Raw genomic sequence first — 18,261 nt, 5'->3', positions numbered from 1 at the left:
CCGGGGAATGCGCCGCACCCGGGTGAGCGTTGCCCCGGCAGGGCCGGACAGCTGTCCGGCGACCATCGGTAGACGCACAAGGAGTGGCCGTGAGCGGCAGCGCCGACGAGCAGACCAAGACCGCCGACTTCTGGTTCGACCCGCTGTGCCCGTGGGCCTGGATGACCTCGCGGTGGATGCTCGAGGTCGAGAAGGTCCGTCCCGTGTCCGTGCGCTGGCACGTCATGAGCCTGGCGGTGCTGAACGAGAACAAGCTCGACCAGCTCCCCGAGAGGTACCAGGAGATGATGCGGACGACGGCCTGGGGGCCGGTGCGCGTGGTGACGGCCGCCGAGCGCAAGTTCGGCAACGAGGTGGTGGGCAAGCTGTACACCGCCCTGGGCACGCGCTTCCACAACCAACAGCAGCCGCAGACCCGCGAGACCATCCTGGCCGCGCTGGAGGAGACCGGGCTGCCCGCGGAGCTGGCGGACGCCGCCGACACCGACGAGTACGACACCGAGCTGCGCCGCTCGCACGCCGAGGGCATCGACCTGGTCGGCCAGGAGGTCGGCACGCCGGTCATCGCCGTGGACGGTGCGAACGGCGAGCGGGTGGCGTTCTTCGGGCCCGTGGTCACCCCGGCGCCCAAGGGCGACGAGGCGGCGAAGCTGTGGGACGGGACCCTGCTGGTCGCCTCGATACCGGGCTTCTACGAGATCAAGCGCACGCGCACCTCGCCGCCTGTCTTCGACTGACGACCGCCTCTGGCTCCTCCTCGAAGCGGCCCCGCACGGTACCGCCGTGCGGGGCCGCTCCCTTGGGCGGGGCCGGCACTCCGCAGTTCCGGGGACTTCAGGCGGAGGTCGTGTCCACGGCGGCCTTGTCCGACGAGAGCTTCGCGGCGGCGTCCCGGCGCTGTTTGACCAGTGCGACGGCGAGGACCAGCGCACCGACCAGCACCGAGAGGATCATCTGCTTGCGCCCGTCGGCGTCGGTGAACATGTAGCCGATGACAAAGGCGATCATGCCGATCGTCGCCCAGGTCAGGTACGGGAAGAGCCACATCTTCACGGTCAGCCGCTCGGGGGTCTCCCGCTCGATGATCCGCCGCATCCGCAGCTGGGACAGGCAGATCACCAGCCAGACGAAGAGCGCGACCGCGCCGGAGGAGTTGAGCAGGAAGCTGAACACCTTGTCGGGCGAGGTGTAGTTGAAGATCACCGCGATGAAGCCGAACACGACGGACGACAGGATCGCCACCGCGGGCACCCCACGGCTGTTCACCTTGGCGAACGCCCTGGGCGCGTCACCGCGCTGTCCGAGCGAGAACGCCATTCTGGAGGCGGTGTAGAGGCCGGAGTTCAGGCACGACAGGACAGCCGTGAGCACGATCACGTCCATCACCTGGCCGGCGTGCGGGATGCCGACGGTGTCGAGCACCGCCACGTACGGGCTCTTGAGCACCGCGCTGGAGTCCCACGGCAGCAGGGTCACGACGAGCAGGATCGAGCCCAGGTAGAAGACGCCGATCCGCCAGATCACGCTGTTGGTCGCCTTGCTGACCGCCTTCTCCGGGTCCTCGGACTCACCGGCGGCCAGGGTGACGATCTCGCTGCCCATGAAGGCGAAGACCACGAGCAGCATGCCGGACAGGACGGCGCCGAAGCCGTTGGGCAGGAAGCCGCCGTGGTCGAGCAGGTTGGAGGTGCCCACCGCGTCGGTACCGGGGAGCACACCGAAGACCGCGAGGCCGCCGATCACGATGAAGGCGGCGATAGCCACGACCTTGATTCCGGCGAACCAGAACTCGAACTCACCGTAGGAGCCGACGGAGGACAGGTTGGTCGCGGTGAGCAGGGCCATCACGATCAGCGCGAACGCCCACTGCGGCACGGCCGGGATCCAGTCCGTGAGGATCGCCGCGCCCGCGGTCGCCTCGACCGCCAGGACGACCACCCAGAAGAACCAGTAGAGCCATCCGATGGTGAAGCCCGCCCAGCGGCCGAGCGCACGGTCGGCGTAGGCCGAGAAGGAACCGCTGGTGGGGTTGGCGGCGGCCATCTCGCCCAGCATCCGCATGACCAGGACGACCAGCACACCGGCCAGCGCGTAGGAGATGAGGATGCCGGGGCCCGCGGCCTTGATCCCCGCGCCGGAGCCGACGAACAGGCCGGCGCCGATCACTCCGCCGATGGCGATCATGGACAGGTGCCGGTTCTTGAGACCGGCCTTGAGACCCGGTTCTCCGCCCGGTGGGGTGCCCGGGGCGGCGTCCTTGGTCAACTGAGGGGAGGGGTGTGCACTCATGGAAACGGATCAAACCCGAGCCCGCGCGGGAACGGAACGACGCCCCGAATGAATGAGTCCGTTTCGTTGCTCTACGCTCAAGTAAGCCTCAACGCGGCGCCCGGCCGAGCCCGCGCACAGCACTCTCGGTGGCCCATGGCACACTCTGGGGCATGCGCGTGTACCTCGGCTCCGACCATGCCGGCCTCGAACTCAAGAACCACCTCGTCGCGTGGCTGACCAGCAATGGCCATGAGCCCGTCGACTGCGGTCCCCTCGTCTACGACGCCCTCGACGACTACCCGCCGTTCTGCCTGCGGGCCGCCGAGCGCACCGCCGCGGACCCCGAGTCGCTGGGCATCGTGATCGGTGGCTCCGGCAATGGCGAGGCCATCGCCGCCAACAAGGTCAAGGGTGTCCGCGCTGCCCTCGCGTGGAGCGAGGAGACCGCCGCCCTCGGGCGTGAGCACAACAACGCCAACGTGGTCAGCGTCGGTGCCCGGATGCACACGCGGGAAGAGGCCACCCGCTTCGTCGAGGTCTTCCTCGCCACCCCCTACTCCGGTGAGCAGCGGCACACCCGCCGCATCGAGATGCTCACACGCTACGAGACCACCGGCGAGCTGCCGCCGCTGCCCGAGTCGCACCCCCAGGCCTGAAGGGTTGGGGCGCGGACGCATCGAGGGGACCGATGTCCGAGGAAACCCATGCCTGAGGGGCACACGATCCACCGCCTGGCAGCCGACCACCTCGCGGTGTTCGGCGGTCGGCCCGTGCGCGCCTCCAGCCCCCAGGGCCGCTTCGACGCCGGGGCCAGAGCGCTGGACGGCCGGGTCCTCGACGGTGTGGACGCCCACGGCAAGCACCTCTTCCTCGGCTTCGACACTCCCGGCGCCGACTGGGTGCACATCCACCTCGGCCTCTACGGGAAGTTCGGCTTCGGTGAGGGAACGGCACCCGCGCCGGTCGGCGCCGTCCGTCTGCGCCTGGCGCACGACGACGCCTACGCGGACCTGCGCGGCCCGACCGCCTGCGAGCTCATCACCCAGGAGGGCAAGGACGCCCTCCACGCCCGCCTCGGCTGCGACCCGCTGCGCGACAGCGACGACGGGGAGAAGGCCTGGGGGCGGATACGGCTCAGCCGTACGAGCGTGGCCGCCCTCCTCATGGACCAGAAGGTCGTCGCCGGGGTCGGGAACGTCTACCGGGCCGAGGTCCTCTTCCGCAACGGCATCGACCCCACCCGGGCCGGGCGGGACCTCGACCGTGAGGAGTGGGAGGCGATCTGGGCCGATCTGGTCGGCCTGATGAAGGAGGGCGTGCGGAACAACCGCATCGACACCGTGCGCCCCGAGCACACCCCGGAGGCGATGGGCCGCCCCCCGCGCGTCGACGACCACGGCGGCGAGGTCTACGTCTACCGCCGGGCGGGCGCGGCCTGCCTGGTGTGCGGCACCGAGGTGCGCCGGGAGGAACTCGCCGCGCGCAACCTCTTCTGGTGCCCCGCCTGCCAGAAGAACTGACCTGCCGGAACGTCCGGCTTGCCGGAAGACCTGCCCGCCGGAAGACCGACCTGCCCGAAGAACCGACCTGCCGGACGACCGACCCGCCCGAAGAACCGAGCAGGCGGGCCCCTCGACTCCCGTGTGCCGTAGCGGCCTAGAAGCCGTGCGGCAGCCAGGGCTCCGCGAGCCCGCGGAAGGCCGCGGAGGCCTCCGCCAGCGCACCCTGTCTCAACTCCCGTACCCGGCCGGCGCCCGCCAGCGCCGTCAGCGGCACACCGCCGAGGTACACCGAGGCCAACTCCCGCACCGACAGCGCGAGATCCGCGGGCTCCTTCGAGGGCTCGCAGGCCGCTCCCTTGGCATCGCCGGACAGCCGCCACCGCCCCTCGTTCCACGGGCAGAAGGAGTCCGCCACATCGAGGACGACGTCCACCGGAGCCGTGTACGTACGAGCCGCCAGCGCACGCCCCACATCGACCAGGCGGATGTAGCAGGAGTCCCGGATCGCCACCCGGCAGCGGCGGATGTCGGAGACCAGGTGCAGCAGCGGGTCGTCCGAGGGCCGGTTGCGCACGACCAGCGTCGAGGTCAGGTCGATACCGAACAGGAAGTCCCACAGCGCCGCGCCGGAGACCGGGTCCAGGGCCTCGAGGTCCCGGAGCACCACCGAGCCGTTGGGGCCCGCGCTGTCCCACCGCGACTTCACCGAGTACCGCGCGTATCCGGACAACTTGCCGTCCAGCTCCGCCGTTACGCACAGCAATGGACTGGCCCCCTCGCGTCCCGACGGGGGATCGAGGATGGGGACCGCCTCCCACCCGGGCTGCCGGGCCAGCATCCCCGGCCGCGACGGCACCCGGGCGGCGTAGATCCGCTCGCATTCCCCACGTACCTCCACCGGCTCCGCGATCCGCAGCCGCACCCGGTCGGTGCCCTCCGGCAGGGCCAGCCGCACCCTGCCGGTGTCGATCGTGGCGCTGAGCTGGTCCGACGCGTTCCCGTAGCCGAACCGCCCGTAGATCGGCGGTTCGGAGGCGGTCAGCATGGCCAGGGGCTCACCGGCCGCACGGATGTCGTCGAGCTGGCGCCGCATCATCGAGCGGAGCACCCCGCGCCTGCGGTGCGTGGGCTGCACGCTGACCATGGTGACCCCGCCGGCCCGCACCGACTCCCCGCCGGGCACGGTGAGCCGGAAAGAGAACACACCCGCGGTCCCCACGACATCGTTTCCGTCATAGACGCCTATGAACCGGTCACAATTGCTCACGGACCGCCAGACCTCGCGCTCCTCGGCAGATTCCGCACCACCGCCGAAGGCCCGCTCCAGCGCGTCGTAGAAGGCGTCCCAGCCCTCCGGTTCGAGCACGCGCATGCTCAGGCCCGCGGGTACACCGGAAACGCCGTCCGTCACCTCAAGTGTCATCTTTCCTCCCTACCAGGGATGCCTGCGGCCTGCGACCGCATTTACACCGAGCCACCATGAGTGTGTCCGAGTGCGATCGGAGGCGAACGGCGCTGCTCACAGCGGGTCGTGAATCGACGTGTGCGCGAAGGCACCCCGTGCGGACCGGGGCCCGAGGTGGATAGGGTCGCCCTCCATGGCAGGCGAAGCGGCGGCGGAGAGCCCCAGGACCCGGGCGCGCAGGGCGCTGTACCGGGTCCGCCGTACGCTGCGCCGCTCCGCCGTGGACTACTTCCGGGGCGACGGCTCCGACTGGATCGCCTTCGCGGCCCTCCTCCTGCTCGTGCCGTTGCTCACACTGTGCACCGTCGCCTCTCCCATGTGGTGCCCTCCCAGCGCCCTCGTCGTGCCCGTCCTGCTCGGCGGGCTGCTGCTGCGGCCCTCCAGCCTCGTCCTGCTCTACGCGGGCGCCACGGCCGCCCTCGTCGTGGACTCCGCCTATCTCGGCCCCTGGCAGGACGAAGCGGTGCGCAACGACCGGCCGGAGATGGGGCCCGGAAGCATCCTCGTCGTCGGGGCGGTCGCCTGCGCCGGGCTCCTGCTCGCCCAGTTCCGCAGCCGTGTGGGAGTGCCCTGGCGGCGCGGCGGGACCATGCTGTTCGACCTGCGCGAGCGGCTGCGCGTCCAGAGCAAGATCCCGGCGCTGCCGCCCGGCTGGCACGCCGAGATGGCGCTGCGCCCGGCCGGCGGGCAGTCGTTCTCCGGGGACTTCGTCGTCGCCTCCCGCACCTCGGGCGGGCGGGTGCTGGAAGCCGTGCTCACCGACGTCTCCGGCAAGGGCATGGACGCGGGCTCGCGGGCCCTGATGCTCTCCGGCGCCTTCGGCGGGCTCCTGGGCTCCCTGCCGCCGCACGAGTTCCTGCCCGCCGCCAACGGCCATCTGCTGCGCCAGGAGTGGCAGGAGGGCTTCGCCACCTCCGTCCACCTCGTCCTCGACCTGGACACCGGGGAGTACGAACTGCTCTCCGCCGGGCACCTGCCGGGCATGCACCTGGTCTCGGGGGCCGGGCGGTGGGAGGAGAAGGCCGCCGAGGGCCCCTTGCTGGGCGTCTACGAGGGGGCGAAGTTCGAGGGCGTGCGCGGCACACTGCGCTCCGGCGATGTGCTGATGCTCTTCACCGACGGGCTCGTGGAGGCCCCCGACCGGGACCTGACCGAGGGGATGGACCGACTCGTCGGGGAGGCGGAGAGATTCATCACCCGCGGCTTCAAGGGAGCCGCGTGGCGGCTCATCGAAGCGGTGGCCAAGGACGTCAACGACGACCGGGCCCTGCTGCTGATCTGCCGCGACTGAGCCCTCCCGGCCGACCGGGAAGGGGGCATCCGATCACCGGACGCTCCGGGACTGACCCTGCGCATTCACGTTCGAGCCCGATAACGGCCGGAAATACCTGTCATCACGCACCGTGGTGGCACGATTACCCCGAGTGTTCAGTACGCGCCCGGCGCGCGAACCCGATTGCAAGGGGCAACAGTTGAGCCCGCAGATCACACCGGCCGGGGACTGGGCAAGGTCCTGGACGTATCCGTCGGCGGCGTCCTCGGTACCTCGCTGCCGCCACGCCGTCCTCGACCACCTGCGCGCGCACGGGATCCTCGCGGACACCGCCGACCGCGCGGCGCTGCTGGTCACCGAGCTGGCAGGGAACGCCGTCGAGCACGCGGACAGCCGTCCCAGGGGCGCGTTCACGGTCGTAGTGGTCAGGCGCGGGCGGTGGCTGCGCATCGAGGTGCGCGACGTCGGCCGCCCGCTGACGGCACAACCACGCCACCATCCGCCGGAGTTGACGGCGACCGGCGGGCGCGGGCTGTTCCTGGTGCAGACGCTGAGCGGCAGTTGGGGAGTGCGCCCCACCGCCGCCGGGAAGGTGGTCTGGTGTCAACTGGCCTGCTGACCAAGTCCCCCGCGCCGCTGCCGTGCGTGTCGATTGTGCGGACGGTGGGTCCACCCCGGTGCGTCGGGATGGCACGATGTGCACGGGGCCCGATGTCGGCGATCATCCGGTCGGCGACGTCAACGACCCCGAAACGGGCGAGACGTATCCATCGAGGAAGTGATCCGTGTGGCCATCTCCGTCTCCGTGGTGCTCCTGCTAGCCATCGTCCTGGTGGTCCTCATGCGCGGGGGATCCCTGAAGGCGGGACCGGCGGTCGTCGCCGTTCTCTTCGGCTTCTTCCTGGCCTCGACGGGGGCCGCGGACGAGATCCAGAATTTCCTGGACTCGCTCGCCAAGACGATCGCGGACATAAACTTCTGACCCGGCCCTCGGAGGGGCGACCCGCAACGGCGACCCGGGAACGCCGACAGGCCCGGCCCGCGAGGATCCGCGGCGCCGGGCCTGTCCCATGGAGCGGGCGACGGGAATCGAACCCGCGTAGCCAGTTTGGAAGACTGGGGCTCTACCATTGAGCTACGCCCGCAACGGCCAAGATTGTTGCACATCTTCCGGGTCCTTGGCACACGCCTTTCCCGGCGCGACGGGACACGTCGGACAGCCTTCGATATCGGCGGACCAGCGCCCCCTGCGGCATGTACGCTACGTGTCGTCCCGACGGGGTGTGGCGCAGGTTGGTAGCGCGTCCGCTTTGGGAGCGGAAGGTCGTCGGTTCAAATCCGGCCACCCCGACCAGTCGAGCGCCGGCCCCGCCCTCCAGTGGCGGGGCTTCTTCACGCCCTCTTCAATAGGTAGGGAAGCGGTACGGCCGTCCGGGGCCCCGGTGCCCACGTGACCAGTGCGGCCGATGTGACAGCGGGCGCCACCCCTCACCGCCGTACCGGTACTATGCAAGACGCGCCTGTATATGCGGGGCGACGCAGGGCTTCGGACGCAAGCTTCGGACGCGAGCTCGGACGCAAGCCCGGCCATGAGTCTCGTCGGCGACCGGTACACGGCTGCTCCATCGCAGCGGACGTCCGTACCGGCTGTTGGCGCGTTCAACGGGTGACCTCACCCGTCCATCTAGACCCCCAATGTCAGCCCCAAGGAGACCCAACCGTGAAGAGCGCCGTGGAGACCCTGAACCCGACCCGGGTTCGGCTCACTGTCGAGGTGCCCTTCGAGGAGCTCAAGCCCAGCCTCGACGCGGCGTACAAGAAGATCAACCAGCAGGTTTCGGTGCCGGGCTTCCGCAGGGGCAAGATCCCCGCCCGGATCATCGACCAGCGGTTCGGCCGTGGCGCGGTCCTCGAAGAGGCCGTGAACGAGGCCCTGCCGAAGTTCTACACGGACGCGGTCAACGAGGGTGAGATCAACGTCCTCGGCCAGCCCGACATCGACATCACCGAGTTCAACGACGGCGAGCAGCTGAAGTTCACCGCCGAGGTGGACGTCCGCCCGGCCATCGAGCTGCCGGCCTATGACGGCATCGAGGTCACCGTCGACCCCGTCGAGGTCACCGACGCGGACGTCGACGAGAGCATCGACCAGCTGCGTGAGCGCTTCGCCTCCGTCAACACCGTCGAGCGCGCCGCCGCCGACGGTGACGTCGTCGTGCTGGACCTCGAGGCCCAGGTCGACGGCGAGGTCCTCGAGGACGGTGTCGCCAAGGGCGTCACCTACACCATCGGCAGCGGCCAGCTGCTCGACGGCATCGACGAGGCCGTCACCGGCCTGGAGGCCGGCGGCTCCGCCACCTTCTCCTCCGAGCTCAAGGGCGGCTCCGCCGCCGGCAAGACCGCCGAGGTCAAGGTCGACATCACCGCAGTCCAGGCCAAGGAGCTGCCCGAGCTCGACGACGACTTCGCCCAGCTCGCGAGTGAGTTCGACACCATCGAGGAGCTGCGCGCCGACAGCCGCAAGCGCCTCGAGCGGACGAAGAAGTACGACCAGGCCACGCAAGCCCAGGAGAAGGTCCTCGAGGCCCTCCTGGAGCTGGTGGACGTCCCGCTCCCCGAGAAGCTCCTCGAGGACGAGATCAACACCCGCAAGCACAACCTGGAGCACCACCAGCTCGGCCAGATGGGTCTGGACCTCGACGGCTACCTGAAGATCCAGGAGAAGAGCCGCGAGGAGTTCGACGCCGAGGTCGAGGAGCAGGCGAAGAAGGGCATCAAGACCCAGTTCGTCCTCGACGAGCTCGTGGCCAAGGAGCAGCTCTCGGTCAACCAGGAGGAGCTCACCGAGCACCTCATGCGCCGCGCCGCCGGCTCCGGGATGAGCCCCGACCAGTTCGCGCAGGCGGTCGTCGAGGGCGGCCAGGTCCCGATGCTGGTGGGCGAGGTCGCCCGCGGTAAGGCGCTGGCCACCGTTGTCGAGTCCGCCAAGGTCGTCGACACCAACGGTGTCGAGATCGACCTCGACGAGGACGACGAGGACGAGACCGGCGAGACCGGCGAGACCGTGCGGGCCGACTCCGAGGGCACCGGGCCCGCCGCCGAGGAGAAGGCCGGCGAGACGGTCCAGGACAAGGCCGAGGACGCCGAGGGCAAGGCGGACGAGGCCTGATCCAGCGGTCCTCGAGCGGCCGGTAGCCCCATGTACGGACGCCGAACCGCAGGAGCCTGAGCGCGGCGGGCCCGGACGGACCCTCCCACCCCCCCCGATGGGCGGGAGGTGCCCTGTCCGGGCCCGCCGCGCTGTCCGGGGACCCTGCGCTCACAGCGAACAGTTCAGCGTGGGGGATGGCAGTGCAGGACCCGCGCGTTAGGGTCCTTTGTACGAGGGCATCGAAGTCCATGCGCGCACTACGCGCCCTTCGAGGCCCTTCGATAAAGACGCTGAGACGGCCTGCCGCCGTCCGAGATCGAGCAGGTGGATTAGTTGACGACTCCGCGCCCGATGCCCACTGCCAGCACTGAGCCGAACATCGGCGGGCTTGGCGACCAGGTCTACAACCGACTGCTCAACGAGCGCATCATCTTCCTCGGCCAGCCGGTCGACGACGACATCGCCAACCGGATCACCGCCCAGATGCTTCTCCTGGCCGCGGACCCGGACAAGGACATCTTCCTTTACATCAATTCCCCGGGCGGCTCCGTGACCGCCGGCATGGCCGTCTACGACACCATGCAGTACATCAAGAACGACGTGGTGACGATCGGAATGGGCCTGGCGGCCTCCATGGGCCAGTTCCTGCTGACCGCGGGAGCCAAGGGCAAGCGCTTCGCGCTCCCCAACGCCCGCATCCTGATGCACCAGCCGTCGGCCGGTCTGGGCGGCTCGGCGAGCGACATCCGCATCCAGGCGGAGCAGCTTCTGCACACCAAGAACCGCATGGCCGAGCTCATCGCCCAGCACAGCGGGCAGTCCGTCGAGCAGATCACCCGCGACTCCGACCGCGACCGGTGGTTCTCGGCGGAGGAGGCCAGGTCCTACGGCCTGATCGACGAGGTCATGCACTCCGCCGCAGGCGTTCCCGGCGGGGGCGGCACAGGTGCGTGAGCCGGCAAGGCTCCCGCATCCCAACCCACCCGCTCCCAGCCCGCTCACCATCAGGACGGTGAACCACCGATGATCAACCCGAACCAGCCGAGCTCCCTGTACGAGGGCATGCGCCCCGAGGGCCGCTACGTCGTCCCGCGCTTCGTCGAGCGCACCTCGCAGGGCATCCGCGAGTACGACCCGTACGCGAAGCTCTTCGAAGAGCGCGTGATCTTCCTCGGCGTGCAGATCGACGACGCCTCCGCGAACGACGTCATGGCCCAGCTGCTCTGCCTGGAGTCCATGGACCCCGACCGCGACATCTCGATCTACATCAACAGCCCCGGCGGCTCGTTCACCGCGCTCACCGCGATCTACGACACGATGCAGTTCGTGAAGCCGGACATCCAGACCGTGTGCATGGGCCAGGCGGCGTCCGCCGCGGCGGTGCTTCTCGCCGCCGGTACCCCCGGCAAGCGGATGGCACTGCCCAACGCCCGTATCCTGATTCACCAGCCCTACAGCGAGACCGGGCGTGCGCAGGTGTCCGACCTGGAGATCCAGGCCAAGGAGATCCTGCGGATGCGCGAGCAGCTCGAGGAGATGCTGGCCAAGCATTCGAACAAGGACATCGCGGTGGTGCGCGAGGACATCGAGCGCGACAAGATCCTCACCGCCGAGGAGGCCCTGGAGTACGGTCTGGTGGACCAGATCGTCTCCACCCGCAAGAGCAGCTCCACGGTCGCCTGACACATGCGTCACCCTTGGGCCGATGGAGCCGGCACAGAGGAAGTCGGCCCAAGGGGGGCCATTCACCGGGCCAGTCAGGGTACGGTCGGATATCAAGCACCAGGTCTCGCGGAAACCAGGGACCGACGCGAAGGAGAAGCACCCCGTGGCACGCATCGGTGATGGCGGCGATCTGCTCAAGTGCTCGTTCTGCGGTAAGAGCCAGAAGCAAGTCAAGAAGCTCATTGCAGGTCCTGGGGTGTACATCTGCGACGAGTGCATCGACCTGTGCAACGAGATCATCGAGGAGGAGCTCGCCGAGACCTCCGAGGTGCGCTGGGAGGACCTGCCCAAGCCCCGGGAGATCTACGAGTTCCTCGAGGGCTACGTGGTGGGGCAGGAGTCCGCGAAGAAGGCCCTGTCCGTAGCGGTGTACAACCACTACAAGCGGGTCCAGGCGGGCGAGAACGCCGGCAACCGCGACGACGGCATCGAGCTCGCCAAGTCCAACATCCTCCTGCTCGGCCCCACCGGCTCCGGCAAGACGCTGCTGGCCCAGACCCTGGCCCGGATGCTCAACGTCCCGTTCGCCATCGCGGACGCCACCGCCCTCACCGAGGCCGGGTACGTCGGCGAGGACGTCGAGAACATCCTGCTCAAGCTCATCCAGGCGGCCGACTACGACGTCAAGAAGGCCGAGACGGGCATCATCTACATCGACGAGATCGACAAGGTCGCCCGCAAGAGCGAGAACCCGTCGATCACGCGTGACGTCTCCGGCGAGGGCGTGCAGCAGGCGCTGCTGAAGATCCTCGAGGGCACGACCGCCTCCGTTCCCCCGCAGGGCGGTCGCAAGCACCCGCACCAGGAGTTCATCCAGATCGACACGACGAACGTGCTGTTCATCGTGGGCGGTGCCTTCGCCGGTCTGGAGAAGATCATCGAGGCGCGCGCGGGCAAGAAGGGCATCGGCTTCGGCGCCACGATCCTGTCGAAGCACGAGATCGACGCCGCCGACATGTTCTCCGAGGTCATGCCGGAGGACCTGGTGAAGTTCGGGATGATCCCGGAGTTCATCGGCCGTCTTCCGGTCATCACGAGCGTGCACAACCTCGACCGCGAGGCGCTCCTCCAGATCCTCGTCGAGCCTCGCAACGCGCTGGTGAAGCAGTACCAGCGCCTCTTCGAACTCGACGGAGTGCAGCTCGAGTTCGACCGCACGGCGCTGGAGGCCATCGCCGACCAGGCGATCCTGCGCGGCACCGGCGCCCGAGGTCTTCGCGCGATCATGGAGGAGGTGCTGATGTCGGTGATGTACGAGGTGCCCTCCCGCAAGGACGTGGCCCGCGTCGTCGTCACCGAGGACGTCGTCCTCTCCAACGTCAATCCCACCCTGGTCCCGCGCGAGCCCCGCAGCATCAACAAGGGCGAGCGGCACGAGAAGAGCGCCTGAGCGGCCGGGAGTTCGCTGCGGCAGGGCCGCACACGACCGCGGCAGGGCCCGTACCGGACCACCGGTGCGGGCCCCGTTCTCCGACTTCAGCGTTCTCTGCGTTCGCTGATTTCTGCGTTCTCTGCGTTCAGCGTTCTCTGATTTGAGCGTGCTCGCCTTCCGCGCGCTTCCGGTGCCCCTGCGTGCCCCCGGGAGCCCGTGACTACACAGAGGGACCGGCCGCTACCCGGTCGGGCGCGGCCACGGACGTACGCACGCCCCCCGCGGCGCCCCGGCGGCCGCCGCTATTACCGGTTCGTGAGCAGGGGGCCGGTTTCCGTAGACTGGCGCCGTGACCGACACTAACCAGCGCCCCGACGGCGGGGCCTCCAGCGCGTCCGAGCACCTGTCCACCCAGTACACGCCTGCTGAGGTAGAGGGGACGCTGTACGAGCGCTGGGTAGAGGCCGGTTACTTCGAGGCGGACGAGAAGAGCGACAAGCCGCCGTTCTGCATCGTCATCCCCCCGCCGAACGTCACGGGCAGCCTCCACCTCGGTCACGCCTTCGAGCACACGATCATCGACTCCCTCACCCGCCGCAAGCGGATGCAGGGCTACGAGACGCTGTGGCAGCCCGGCATGGACCACGCCGGTATCGCCACGCAGAACGTCGTCGAGCGCGAGCTGGCCAAGGAGGGCAAGTCCCGCCACGACCTCGGCAGGGATGCCTTCGTCGAGCGCGTCTGGCAGTGGAAGGAGGAGTCCGGGGGCCGGATCCTCGGCCAGATGCGCCGCCTCGGCGACGGCGTCGACTGGTCGCGTGAGCGATTCACCATGGACGAGGGCCTGTCCGAGGCCGTCCAGACCATCTTCAAGAAGCTCTACGACGACGAGCTGATCTACCGCGCCGAGCGCATCATCAACTGGTGCCCGCGCTGCCTGACCGCCATCTCCGACATCGAGGTGGAGTACCAGGACGACGAGGGCGAACTGGTCTCCGTCCGCTACGGCGAGGGTGAGGAGAGCATCGTCGTCGCCACCACCCGCGCGGAGACGATGCTCGGTGACACCGCCGTCGCCGTCCACCCGGACGACGGCCGGTACCGGCACCTGGTCGGCACCGAGATCGAGCTGCCGCTGACCGGCCGCCGTATCCCGGTCGTCGCGGACGAGCACGTCGACCCGGAGTTCGGCACCGGCGCGGTCAAGGTCACCCCGGCCCACGACCCGAACGACTTCGAGATCGGCCGCCGCCACGACCTCCCGGCGTTGGCCGTCCTCGACGAGCGCGGTGTCATCACCGCCCATGGCCCCTTCCAGGGCCTGGACCGCTTCGAGGCCCGCTCGGCCATCGTCGCCGCGCTACGCGCCGAGGGCAGGATCGTCGCCGAGAAGCGCCCGTACACGCACTCGGTCGGCCACTGCTCGCGCTGCAAGACGACCATCGAGCCCCGGCTTTCCATGCAGTGGTGGGTCAAGGTCGGCCCGCTGGCCCAGGCCGCGGGCGACGCCGTCCGCGACGGCCGGGTCCGGATCCACCCCAAGGAGATGGAGTCCCGCTACTTCGGCTGGGTCGACAACCTCCACGACTGGTGCATCTCGCGCCAGCTGTGGTGGGGCCACCGCATCCCGGTCTGGTACGGCCCGGCCGGCGAGGTCGTCTGCGTCGGACCGGACGAGGAGCCGCCGACGGGCGAGGGCTGGCACCAGGACACCGACGTCCTCGACACCTGGTTCTCCTCCGGCCTGTGGCCGTTCTCCACGCTCGGCTGGCCGGAGCAGACCGCGGGCCTGGAGAAGTTCTACCCGACGTCCGTCCTGGTCACCGGCTACGACATCCTCTTCTTCTGGGTCGCCAGGATGATGATGTTCGGCCTCTACGCGATGGACGGCACCCCGCCGTTCCGGACCATCGCCCTGCACGGCATGGTCCGCGACCAGTTCGGCAAGAAGATGTCGAAGTCGTTCGGCAACGCGGTCGACCCCCTGGACTGGATGGACAAGTACGGCTCCGACGCCGTCCGGTTCACCCTCGCCCGGGGCGCCAACCCCGGTGTCGACGTGCCCATCGGTGAGGACTGGGTCCAGGCCTCGCGCAACTTCTGCAACAAGATCTGGAACGCCACGCGGTTCGCGCTCATGAACGGCGCCACCGTCGAGGGCCCGGTCCCGCAGGCCGGGGAGCTCACCGCGGCCGACCGGTGGATCCTCTCCCGGCTCAACGAGACAGTCGCCGAGGTGGACGCGCTCTACGAGGACTTCCAGTTCGCCAAGCTCTCCGACGCGCTGTTCCACTTCGCGTGGGACGAGGTCTTCGACTGGTACGTCGAGCTGTCCAAGACCACCCTGGCCAAGGGCGGACCGCAGGCCGACGCCTCGCGCCGCGTCCTCGGCGAGGTCCTGGATGTCACACTGCGCCTGCTGCACCCGGTGGTCCCGTTCGTCACCGAGGCGCTGTGGACGGCTCTGACGGGCAGCGAGTCGCTCGTCGTCGCCGAGTGGCCGGACGACAGCGGCTTCCGCGACAAGCAGGCCCGCGAGGAGATCGCCACCGTCCAGCAGGTCGTCACCGAGGTCCGCCGCTTCCGTGCCGAGCAGGGCCTCAAGCCCGGCCAGAAGGTCCCGGCACGCCTCGGGCTCGAGGGCACCGCGCTGGTCGCCCACGAGGACGCCATCCGCCAGCTGCTGCGCCTGCAGCCCGCCGAGGAGGGCTTCCAGGCCACCGCGAGCCTGCCGGTCGCCGGCGCGACGGTCTCCCTCGACCTGTCGGGCGCGATCGATGTCGAGGCCGAGCGCAAGCGCCTGGCCAAGGACCTGGCCGCGGCCGAGAAGGAGAAGAGCCAGACCACGGCCAAGCTGGGCAACGAGGCGTTCCTGGCCAAGGCCCCGGAGCCGGTCGTGGAGAAGATCCGCGCCCGCCTCGCCGCCGCGGAGCAGGACATCGTCCGGCTGACGGCCCAGCTGGACTCGCTGCCGGACAGCTGAGCGCGAACGGCCCTCACGGGCTCGGGAGGGGGCGCTTCGGCGCCCCCTCCGCCGTCCCCGGCCGGGGGAGCCCCGCCGTCGGCGCGCTCGACGCGGGGGCGTGCGCGTCCGTGCCCGCGGGGCTCCGTAGACTTGTCCCGTGAGCGAACGTTCCCGGCGGGCCGATGAGCGAGCCGACAACAATTCCGCCGATCAGCGCAGCGCCGGCAAGGGTGGAGAGCAGGACATCCGCGCGGAGCTGCGCCAGGTCGAGGCGGAGCTGAACGCCCGCTGGCCGGAGACGAGGCTGGAGCCGTCGCTCGACCGGATCCGGGCGCTCATGGACATCCTGGGCGAGCCCCAGCGGGCCTACCAGAGCATCCACATCACCGGCACCAACGGCAAGACCAGCACGGCGAGGATCGTCGAGTCCCTGCTGCGCGCCTTCGACCTGCGCACCGGCCGCTACACCAGCCCGCACGTGCAGTCGATCACCGAGCGCATCAGCCTGGACGGTGAGTCGATCTCGCCGGAGCGCTTCATCGCCACATACCGCGACATCGCCCCCTACGTGGCCATGGTGGACGCCTCGCAGCCGCATCCCATGTCCTTCTTCGAGGTGATGACGGGGATGGGCTACGCGGCCTTCGCGGACGCCCCCGTGGATGTCGCCGTGGTCGAGGTGGGCATGGGCGGCGGCTGGGACGCCACGAACGTCATCGACGCAGCCGTGGCCGTGGTGGCGCCGATCTCGCTGGACCACACCGAACGGCTGGGCGGCACGCCCGGCGACATCGCGGTGGAGAAGGCCGGGATCATCAAGAAGGACTCGGCCGCCGTCATCGCCCAGCAGCCGGTCGACGCCGCGCATGTCCTGCTCAAGTACGCCGTGGACGTGGACGCCACGGTCGCCCGCGAGGGCATGGAGTTCGGTGTGATGCAGCGCGAGGTCGCCGTCGGCGGCCAGCTGGTGACGCTGCGCGGGCTCGGTGGCGAGTACCCGGACCTTTTCCTCCCGCTGCACGGAGCGCACCAGGCGCACAACGCGGCGGTGGCGCTGGCGGCCGTCGAGGCGTTCTTCGGCGTCGGCTCCAACCAGACCGACCAGCTTGACATCGGCACCGTCCGCCGGGCCTTCGCCGAGGCGACCTCCCCGGGGCGGCTCGAGGTCGTGCGGCGCAGCCCCACCGTCGTGCTCGACGCCGCCCACAATCCGGCGGGCGCGGCGGCGTCGGCGGCAGGTGTGTCGGAGGCGTTCGGCTTCACCCGTCTGGTCGGTGTTGTCGGGACGAGCGCTGACAAGGACGTCAAGGCCGTCCTGGAGGCGTTCGAGCCGGTTCTCGCCGAGGTCGTCGTCACCCAGAACTCGACCCCGCGCGCCATGCCCGCCGACGATCTGGCGGCGCTGGCCGTCGAGGTCTTCGGCGCGGAGCGGGTGCAGGTCGAGCCCCGGCTGGACGACGCCCTGTCGGCGGCGGTCGAGCTGGCCGAGGAGGAGGGCGAGTTCGCGGGGGCCGGTGTGCTCGTCACCGGATCGGTCATCACCGTCGGAGAGGCCCGGCTCCTGCTGGGCAAGGAGTGACTCGCAATGCGGACCCTGTGTTCTTCCACGCTCATCGCGGAAGCGATGGTGATCGGTTTCGCGGGGCTTGTCGCCATGCGGCTGTCCGACATCTCGACGGGCACCGTCTGGTCGGTGAGCGGTATTGCGATGGTTCTGTGCGTGACGCTTTGCGGGCTGATTACCCGGCCCGGCGGCGTGTGGATCGGCTGGGTCCTTCAGGGCGCCCTCATCGCCAGTGGCTTCGTGGTACCCCCGATGTTCGCACTCGGTGTGGTTTTCGCCGTTCTGTGGTGGGCAGCGGTGCACTACGGACGCAGGATCGATGCCCTGAAGGCGGAACGCGCCGCGACGCAGTCGGCGGAAACCGCGTAGCTGCCGCGAAGATGTTTTCACCCTCCGGGTAATGTCTTCACCTCCCCCACCCCCACGTCCGCATCACACCCTCATAGGAGCCGTACCGTGAGCCAGCGCACCCTTGTCCTGATCAAGCCCGACGGTGTCCGCCGGGGCCTGGTCGGCGAGATCGTCGGCCGTATCGAGCGGAAGGCCGACTGGCGGATCACCGCCCTGGAACTGCGCACCCTGGACCGCGCGGTGCTCGAGCAGCACTACGCCGAGCACGTCGGAAAGCCCTTCTACGAGCCGCTCGTCGAGTTCATGGCATCCGGGCCGGTCGTGGCGCTGATCGCCGAGGGCGAGCGCGTCATCGAGGGTGTGCGCGCGCTGGCCGGCCCGACCGACCCGATCGCCGCGGCACCGGGCAGTATCCGCGGTGACTTCGGTACTGTCGTCCGTGAGAACCTGATCCATGCCTCGGACTCCGAGGAGTCGGCCGAGCGCGAAGTGAAGATCTTCTTCCCCGGGCTCGCCTGAACCACCGTCGGGGGGCCGCGCCGACGACCGGGGGATCCGCCGAATGGGGGTCCGCGGATTGCTCCAGCGGAACCAATAACCCCGACACGGCGTCACCAATACA

General features: G+C 69.6%; 16 protein-coding genes and 2 tRNA genes. 15 read left to right on the top strand and 3 right to left on the bottom strand.

Going from position 1 to position 18,261, the window contains the following annotated elements; translation table 11 throughout:
• The first annotated feature begins 89 nt into the window (after positions 1 to 89).
• Positions 90 to 737, top strand: coding sequence for a mycothiol-dependent nitroreductase Rv2466c family protein (locus IEY86_RS02045; RefSeq protein WP_265803533.1), 648 nt, complete (start codon positions 90 to 92; stop codon positions 735 to 737).
• A 97-nt stretch (positions 738 to 834) separates the two neighbouring features.
• On the opposite strand, the gene IEY86_RS02040 is transcribed toward IEY86_RS02045, so the two are convergent.
• On the bottom strand, positions 835 to 2,289 hold the full coding sequence (locus tag IEY86_RS02040) for an amino acid permease (protein ID WP_189129669.1): 1,455 nt from the start codon (positions 2,287 to 2,289) through the stop codon (positions 835 to 837).
• A gap of 152 nt (positions 2,290 to 2,441) precedes the next feature.
• Here IEY86_RS02040 and IEY86_RS02035 point away from each other — a divergent pair, with 152 nt between their 5' ends.
• A complete protein-coding gene (locus IEY86_RS02035) occupies positions 2,442 to 2,927 on the top strand; it encodes a ribose-5-phosphate isomerase (protein ID WP_189129668.1) in 486 nt (161 codons plus the stop codon).
• Between the two features lie 48 nt (positions 2,928 to 2,975).
• Positions 2,976 to 3,791 carry an Fpg/Nei family DNA glycosylase gene (locus tag IEY86_RS02030; protein ID WP_189129667.1) on the top strand — a complete coding sequence of 272 codons (816 nt, stop codon included), beginning with the start codon at positions 2,976 to 2,978 and terminating at the stop codon, positions 3,789 to 3,791.
• 136 nt (positions 3,792 to 3,927) lie between these two features.
• Here the strand turns inward: IEY86_RS02030 and IEY86_RS02025 are convergent, their stop codons facing one another.
• Positions 3,928 to 5,196, bottom strand: a complete 1,269-nt coding sequence (locus tag IEY86_RS02025) for a GNAT family N-acetyltransferase (RefSeq protein ID WP_229698079.1) — start codon at positions 5,194 to 5,196, stop codon at positions 3,928 to 3,930.
• A gap of 175 nt (positions 5,197 to 5,371) precedes the next feature.
• Here IEY86_RS02025 and IEY86_RS02020 point away from each other — a divergent pair, with 175 nt between their 5' ends.
• The 3 genes from IEY86_RS02020 to IEY86_RS02010 all read left to right on the top strand — a co-directional run bounded on the left by IEY86_RS02020 (position 5,372) and on the right by IEY86_RS02010 (position 7,493).
• On the top strand, positions 5,372 to 6,529 hold the full coding sequence (locus IEY86_RS02020) for a PP2C family protein-serine/threonine phosphatase (RefSeq protein ID WP_189129666.1): 1,158 nt from the start codon (positions 5,372 to 5,374) through the stop codon (positions 6,527 to 6,529).
• Between the two features lie 181 nt (positions 6,530 to 6,710).
• Entirely contained in the window at positions 6,711 to 7,130 is a 420-nt protein-coding gene (locus IEY86_RS02015; protein ID WP_189129665.1) for an ATP-binding protein, read from the top strand.
• A 168-nt stretch (positions 7,131 to 7,298) separates the two neighbouring features.
• Complete coding sequence (locus tag IEY86_RS02010) at positions 7,299 to 7,493, top strand: hypothetical protein (RefSeq protein WP_189129664.1); 195 nt, start codon at positions 7,299 to 7,301, stop codon at positions 7,491 to 7,493.
• An 89-nt stretch (positions 7,494 to 7,582) separates the two neighbouring features.
• Here IEY86_RS02010 and IEY86_RS02005 read toward each other — a convergent pair.
• Positions 7,583 to 7,656 (bottom strand) — tRNA-Gly (locus IEY86_RS02005).
• 132 nt (positions 7,657 to 7,788) lie between these two features.
• Between IEY86_RS02005 and IEY86_RS02000 the strand changes: the two genes are divergently transcribed.
• The 9 genes from IEY86_RS02000 to ndk all read left to right on the top strand — a co-directional run bounded on the left by IEY86_RS02000 (position 7,789) and on the right by ndk (position 18,158).
• Positions 7,789 to 7,865 (top strand) — tRNA-Pro (locus IEY86_RS02000).
• Between the two features lie 366 nt (positions 7,866 to 8,231).
• A complete protein-coding gene (gene tig / locus IEY86_RS01995) occupies positions 8,232 to 9,680 on the top strand; it encodes a trigger factor (RefSeq protein ID WP_189129663.1) in 1,449 nt (482 codons plus the stop codon).
• A 333-nt stretch (positions 9,681 to 10,013) separates the two neighbouring features.
• Positions 10,014 to 10,616, top strand: a complete 603-nt coding sequence (locus IEY86_RS01990; RefSeq protein ID WP_189129662.1) for an ATP-dependent Clp protease proteolytic subunit — start codon at positions 10,014 to 10,016, stop codon at positions 10,614 to 10,616.
• Positions 10,617 to 10,685: 69 nt separating this feature from the next.
• A complete protein-coding gene (locus IEY86_RS01985; protein ID WP_189129661.1) occupies positions 10,686 to 11,345 on the top strand; it encodes an ATP-dependent Clp protease proteolytic subunit in 660 nt (219 codons plus the stop codon).
• Positions 11,346 to 11,490: 145 nt separating this feature from the next.
• The gene (clpX, locus tag IEY86_RS01980) at positions 11,491 to 12,777 is read left to right on the top strand and encodes an ATP-dependent Clp protease ATP-binding subunit ClpX (protein ID WP_189129660.1); all 1,287 of its coding nucleotides are present in this window, start codon (positions 11,491 to 11,493) and stop codon (positions 12,775 to 12,777) included.
• Positions 12,778 to 13,108: 331 nt separating this feature from the next.
• A complete protein-coding gene (locus IEY86_RS01975; protein WP_189129659.1) occupies positions 13,109 to 15,742 on the top strand; it encodes a valine--tRNA ligase in 2,634 nt (877 codons plus the stop codon).
• A gap of 238 nt (positions 15,743 to 15,980) precedes the next feature.
• Complete coding sequence (folC, locus tag IEY86_RS01970; protein ID WP_189129752.1) at positions 15,981 to 17,303, top strand: bifunctional tetrahydrofolate synthase/dihydrofolate synthase; 1,323 nt, start codon at positions 15,981 to 15,983, stop codon at positions 17,301 to 17,303.
• 6 nt (positions 17,304 to 17,309) lie between these two features.
• Positions 17,310 to 17,657, top strand: a complete 348-nt coding sequence (locus tag IEY86_RS01965; RefSeq protein WP_189129658.1) for a DUF4233 domain-containing protein — start codon at positions 17,310 to 17,312, stop codon at positions 17,655 to 17,657.
• Between the two features lie 87 nt (positions 17,658 to 17,744).
• Positions 17,745 to 18,158, top strand: coding sequence for a nucleoside-diphosphate kinase (gene ndk, locus IEY86_RS01960; RefSeq protein WP_189129657.1), 414 nt, complete (start codon positions 17,745 to 17,747; stop codon positions 18,156 to 18,158).
• Positions 18,159 to 18,261: the final 103 nt, after the last annotated feature.

This window comes from Wenjunlia tyrosinilytica, assembly GCF_014646055.1.
Taxonomy (GTDB): Bacteria; Actinomycetota; Actinomycetes; order Streptomycetales; family Streptomycetaceae; genus Wenjunlia; species Wenjunlia tyrosinilytica.
This window is presented reverse-complemented; position numbering and strand designations above follow the sequence as displayed.

Coding starts and splice junctions, on each gene's coding strand:
- IEY86_RS02040 (WP_189129669.1), bottom strand. CDS start 2,289: ATGAGTGCACACCCCTCCCCTCAGTTGACCAAGGACGCCGCCCCGGGC.
- IEY86_RS02035 (WP_189129668.1), top strand. CDS start 2,442: ATGCGCGTGTACCTCGGCTCCGACCATGCCGGCCTCGAACTCAAGAAC.
- IEY86_RS02030 (WP_189129667.1), top strand. CDS start 2,976: ATGCCTGAGGGGCACACGATCCACCGCCTGGCAGCCGACCACCTCGCG.
- IEY86_RS02025 (WP_229698079.1), bottom strand. CDS start 5,196: ATGACACTTGAGGTGACGGACGGCGTTTCCGGTGTACCCGCGGGCCTG.
- IEY86_RS02020 (WP_189129666.1), top strand. CDS start 5,372: ATGGCAGGCGAAGCGGCGGCGGAGAGCCCCAGGACCCGGGCGCGCAGG.
- IEY86_RS01990 (WP_189129662.1), top strand. CDS start 10,014: ATGCCCACTGCCAGCACTGAGCCGAACATCGGCGGGCTTGGCGACCAG.
- IEY86_RS01985 (WP_189129661.1), top strand. CDS start 10,686: ATGATCAACCCGAACCAGCCGAGCTCCCTGTACGAGGGCATGCGCCCC.
- IEY86_RS01965 (WP_189129658.1), top strand. CDS start 17,310: ATGCGGACCCTGTGTTCTTCCACGCTCATCGCGGAAGCGATGGTGATC.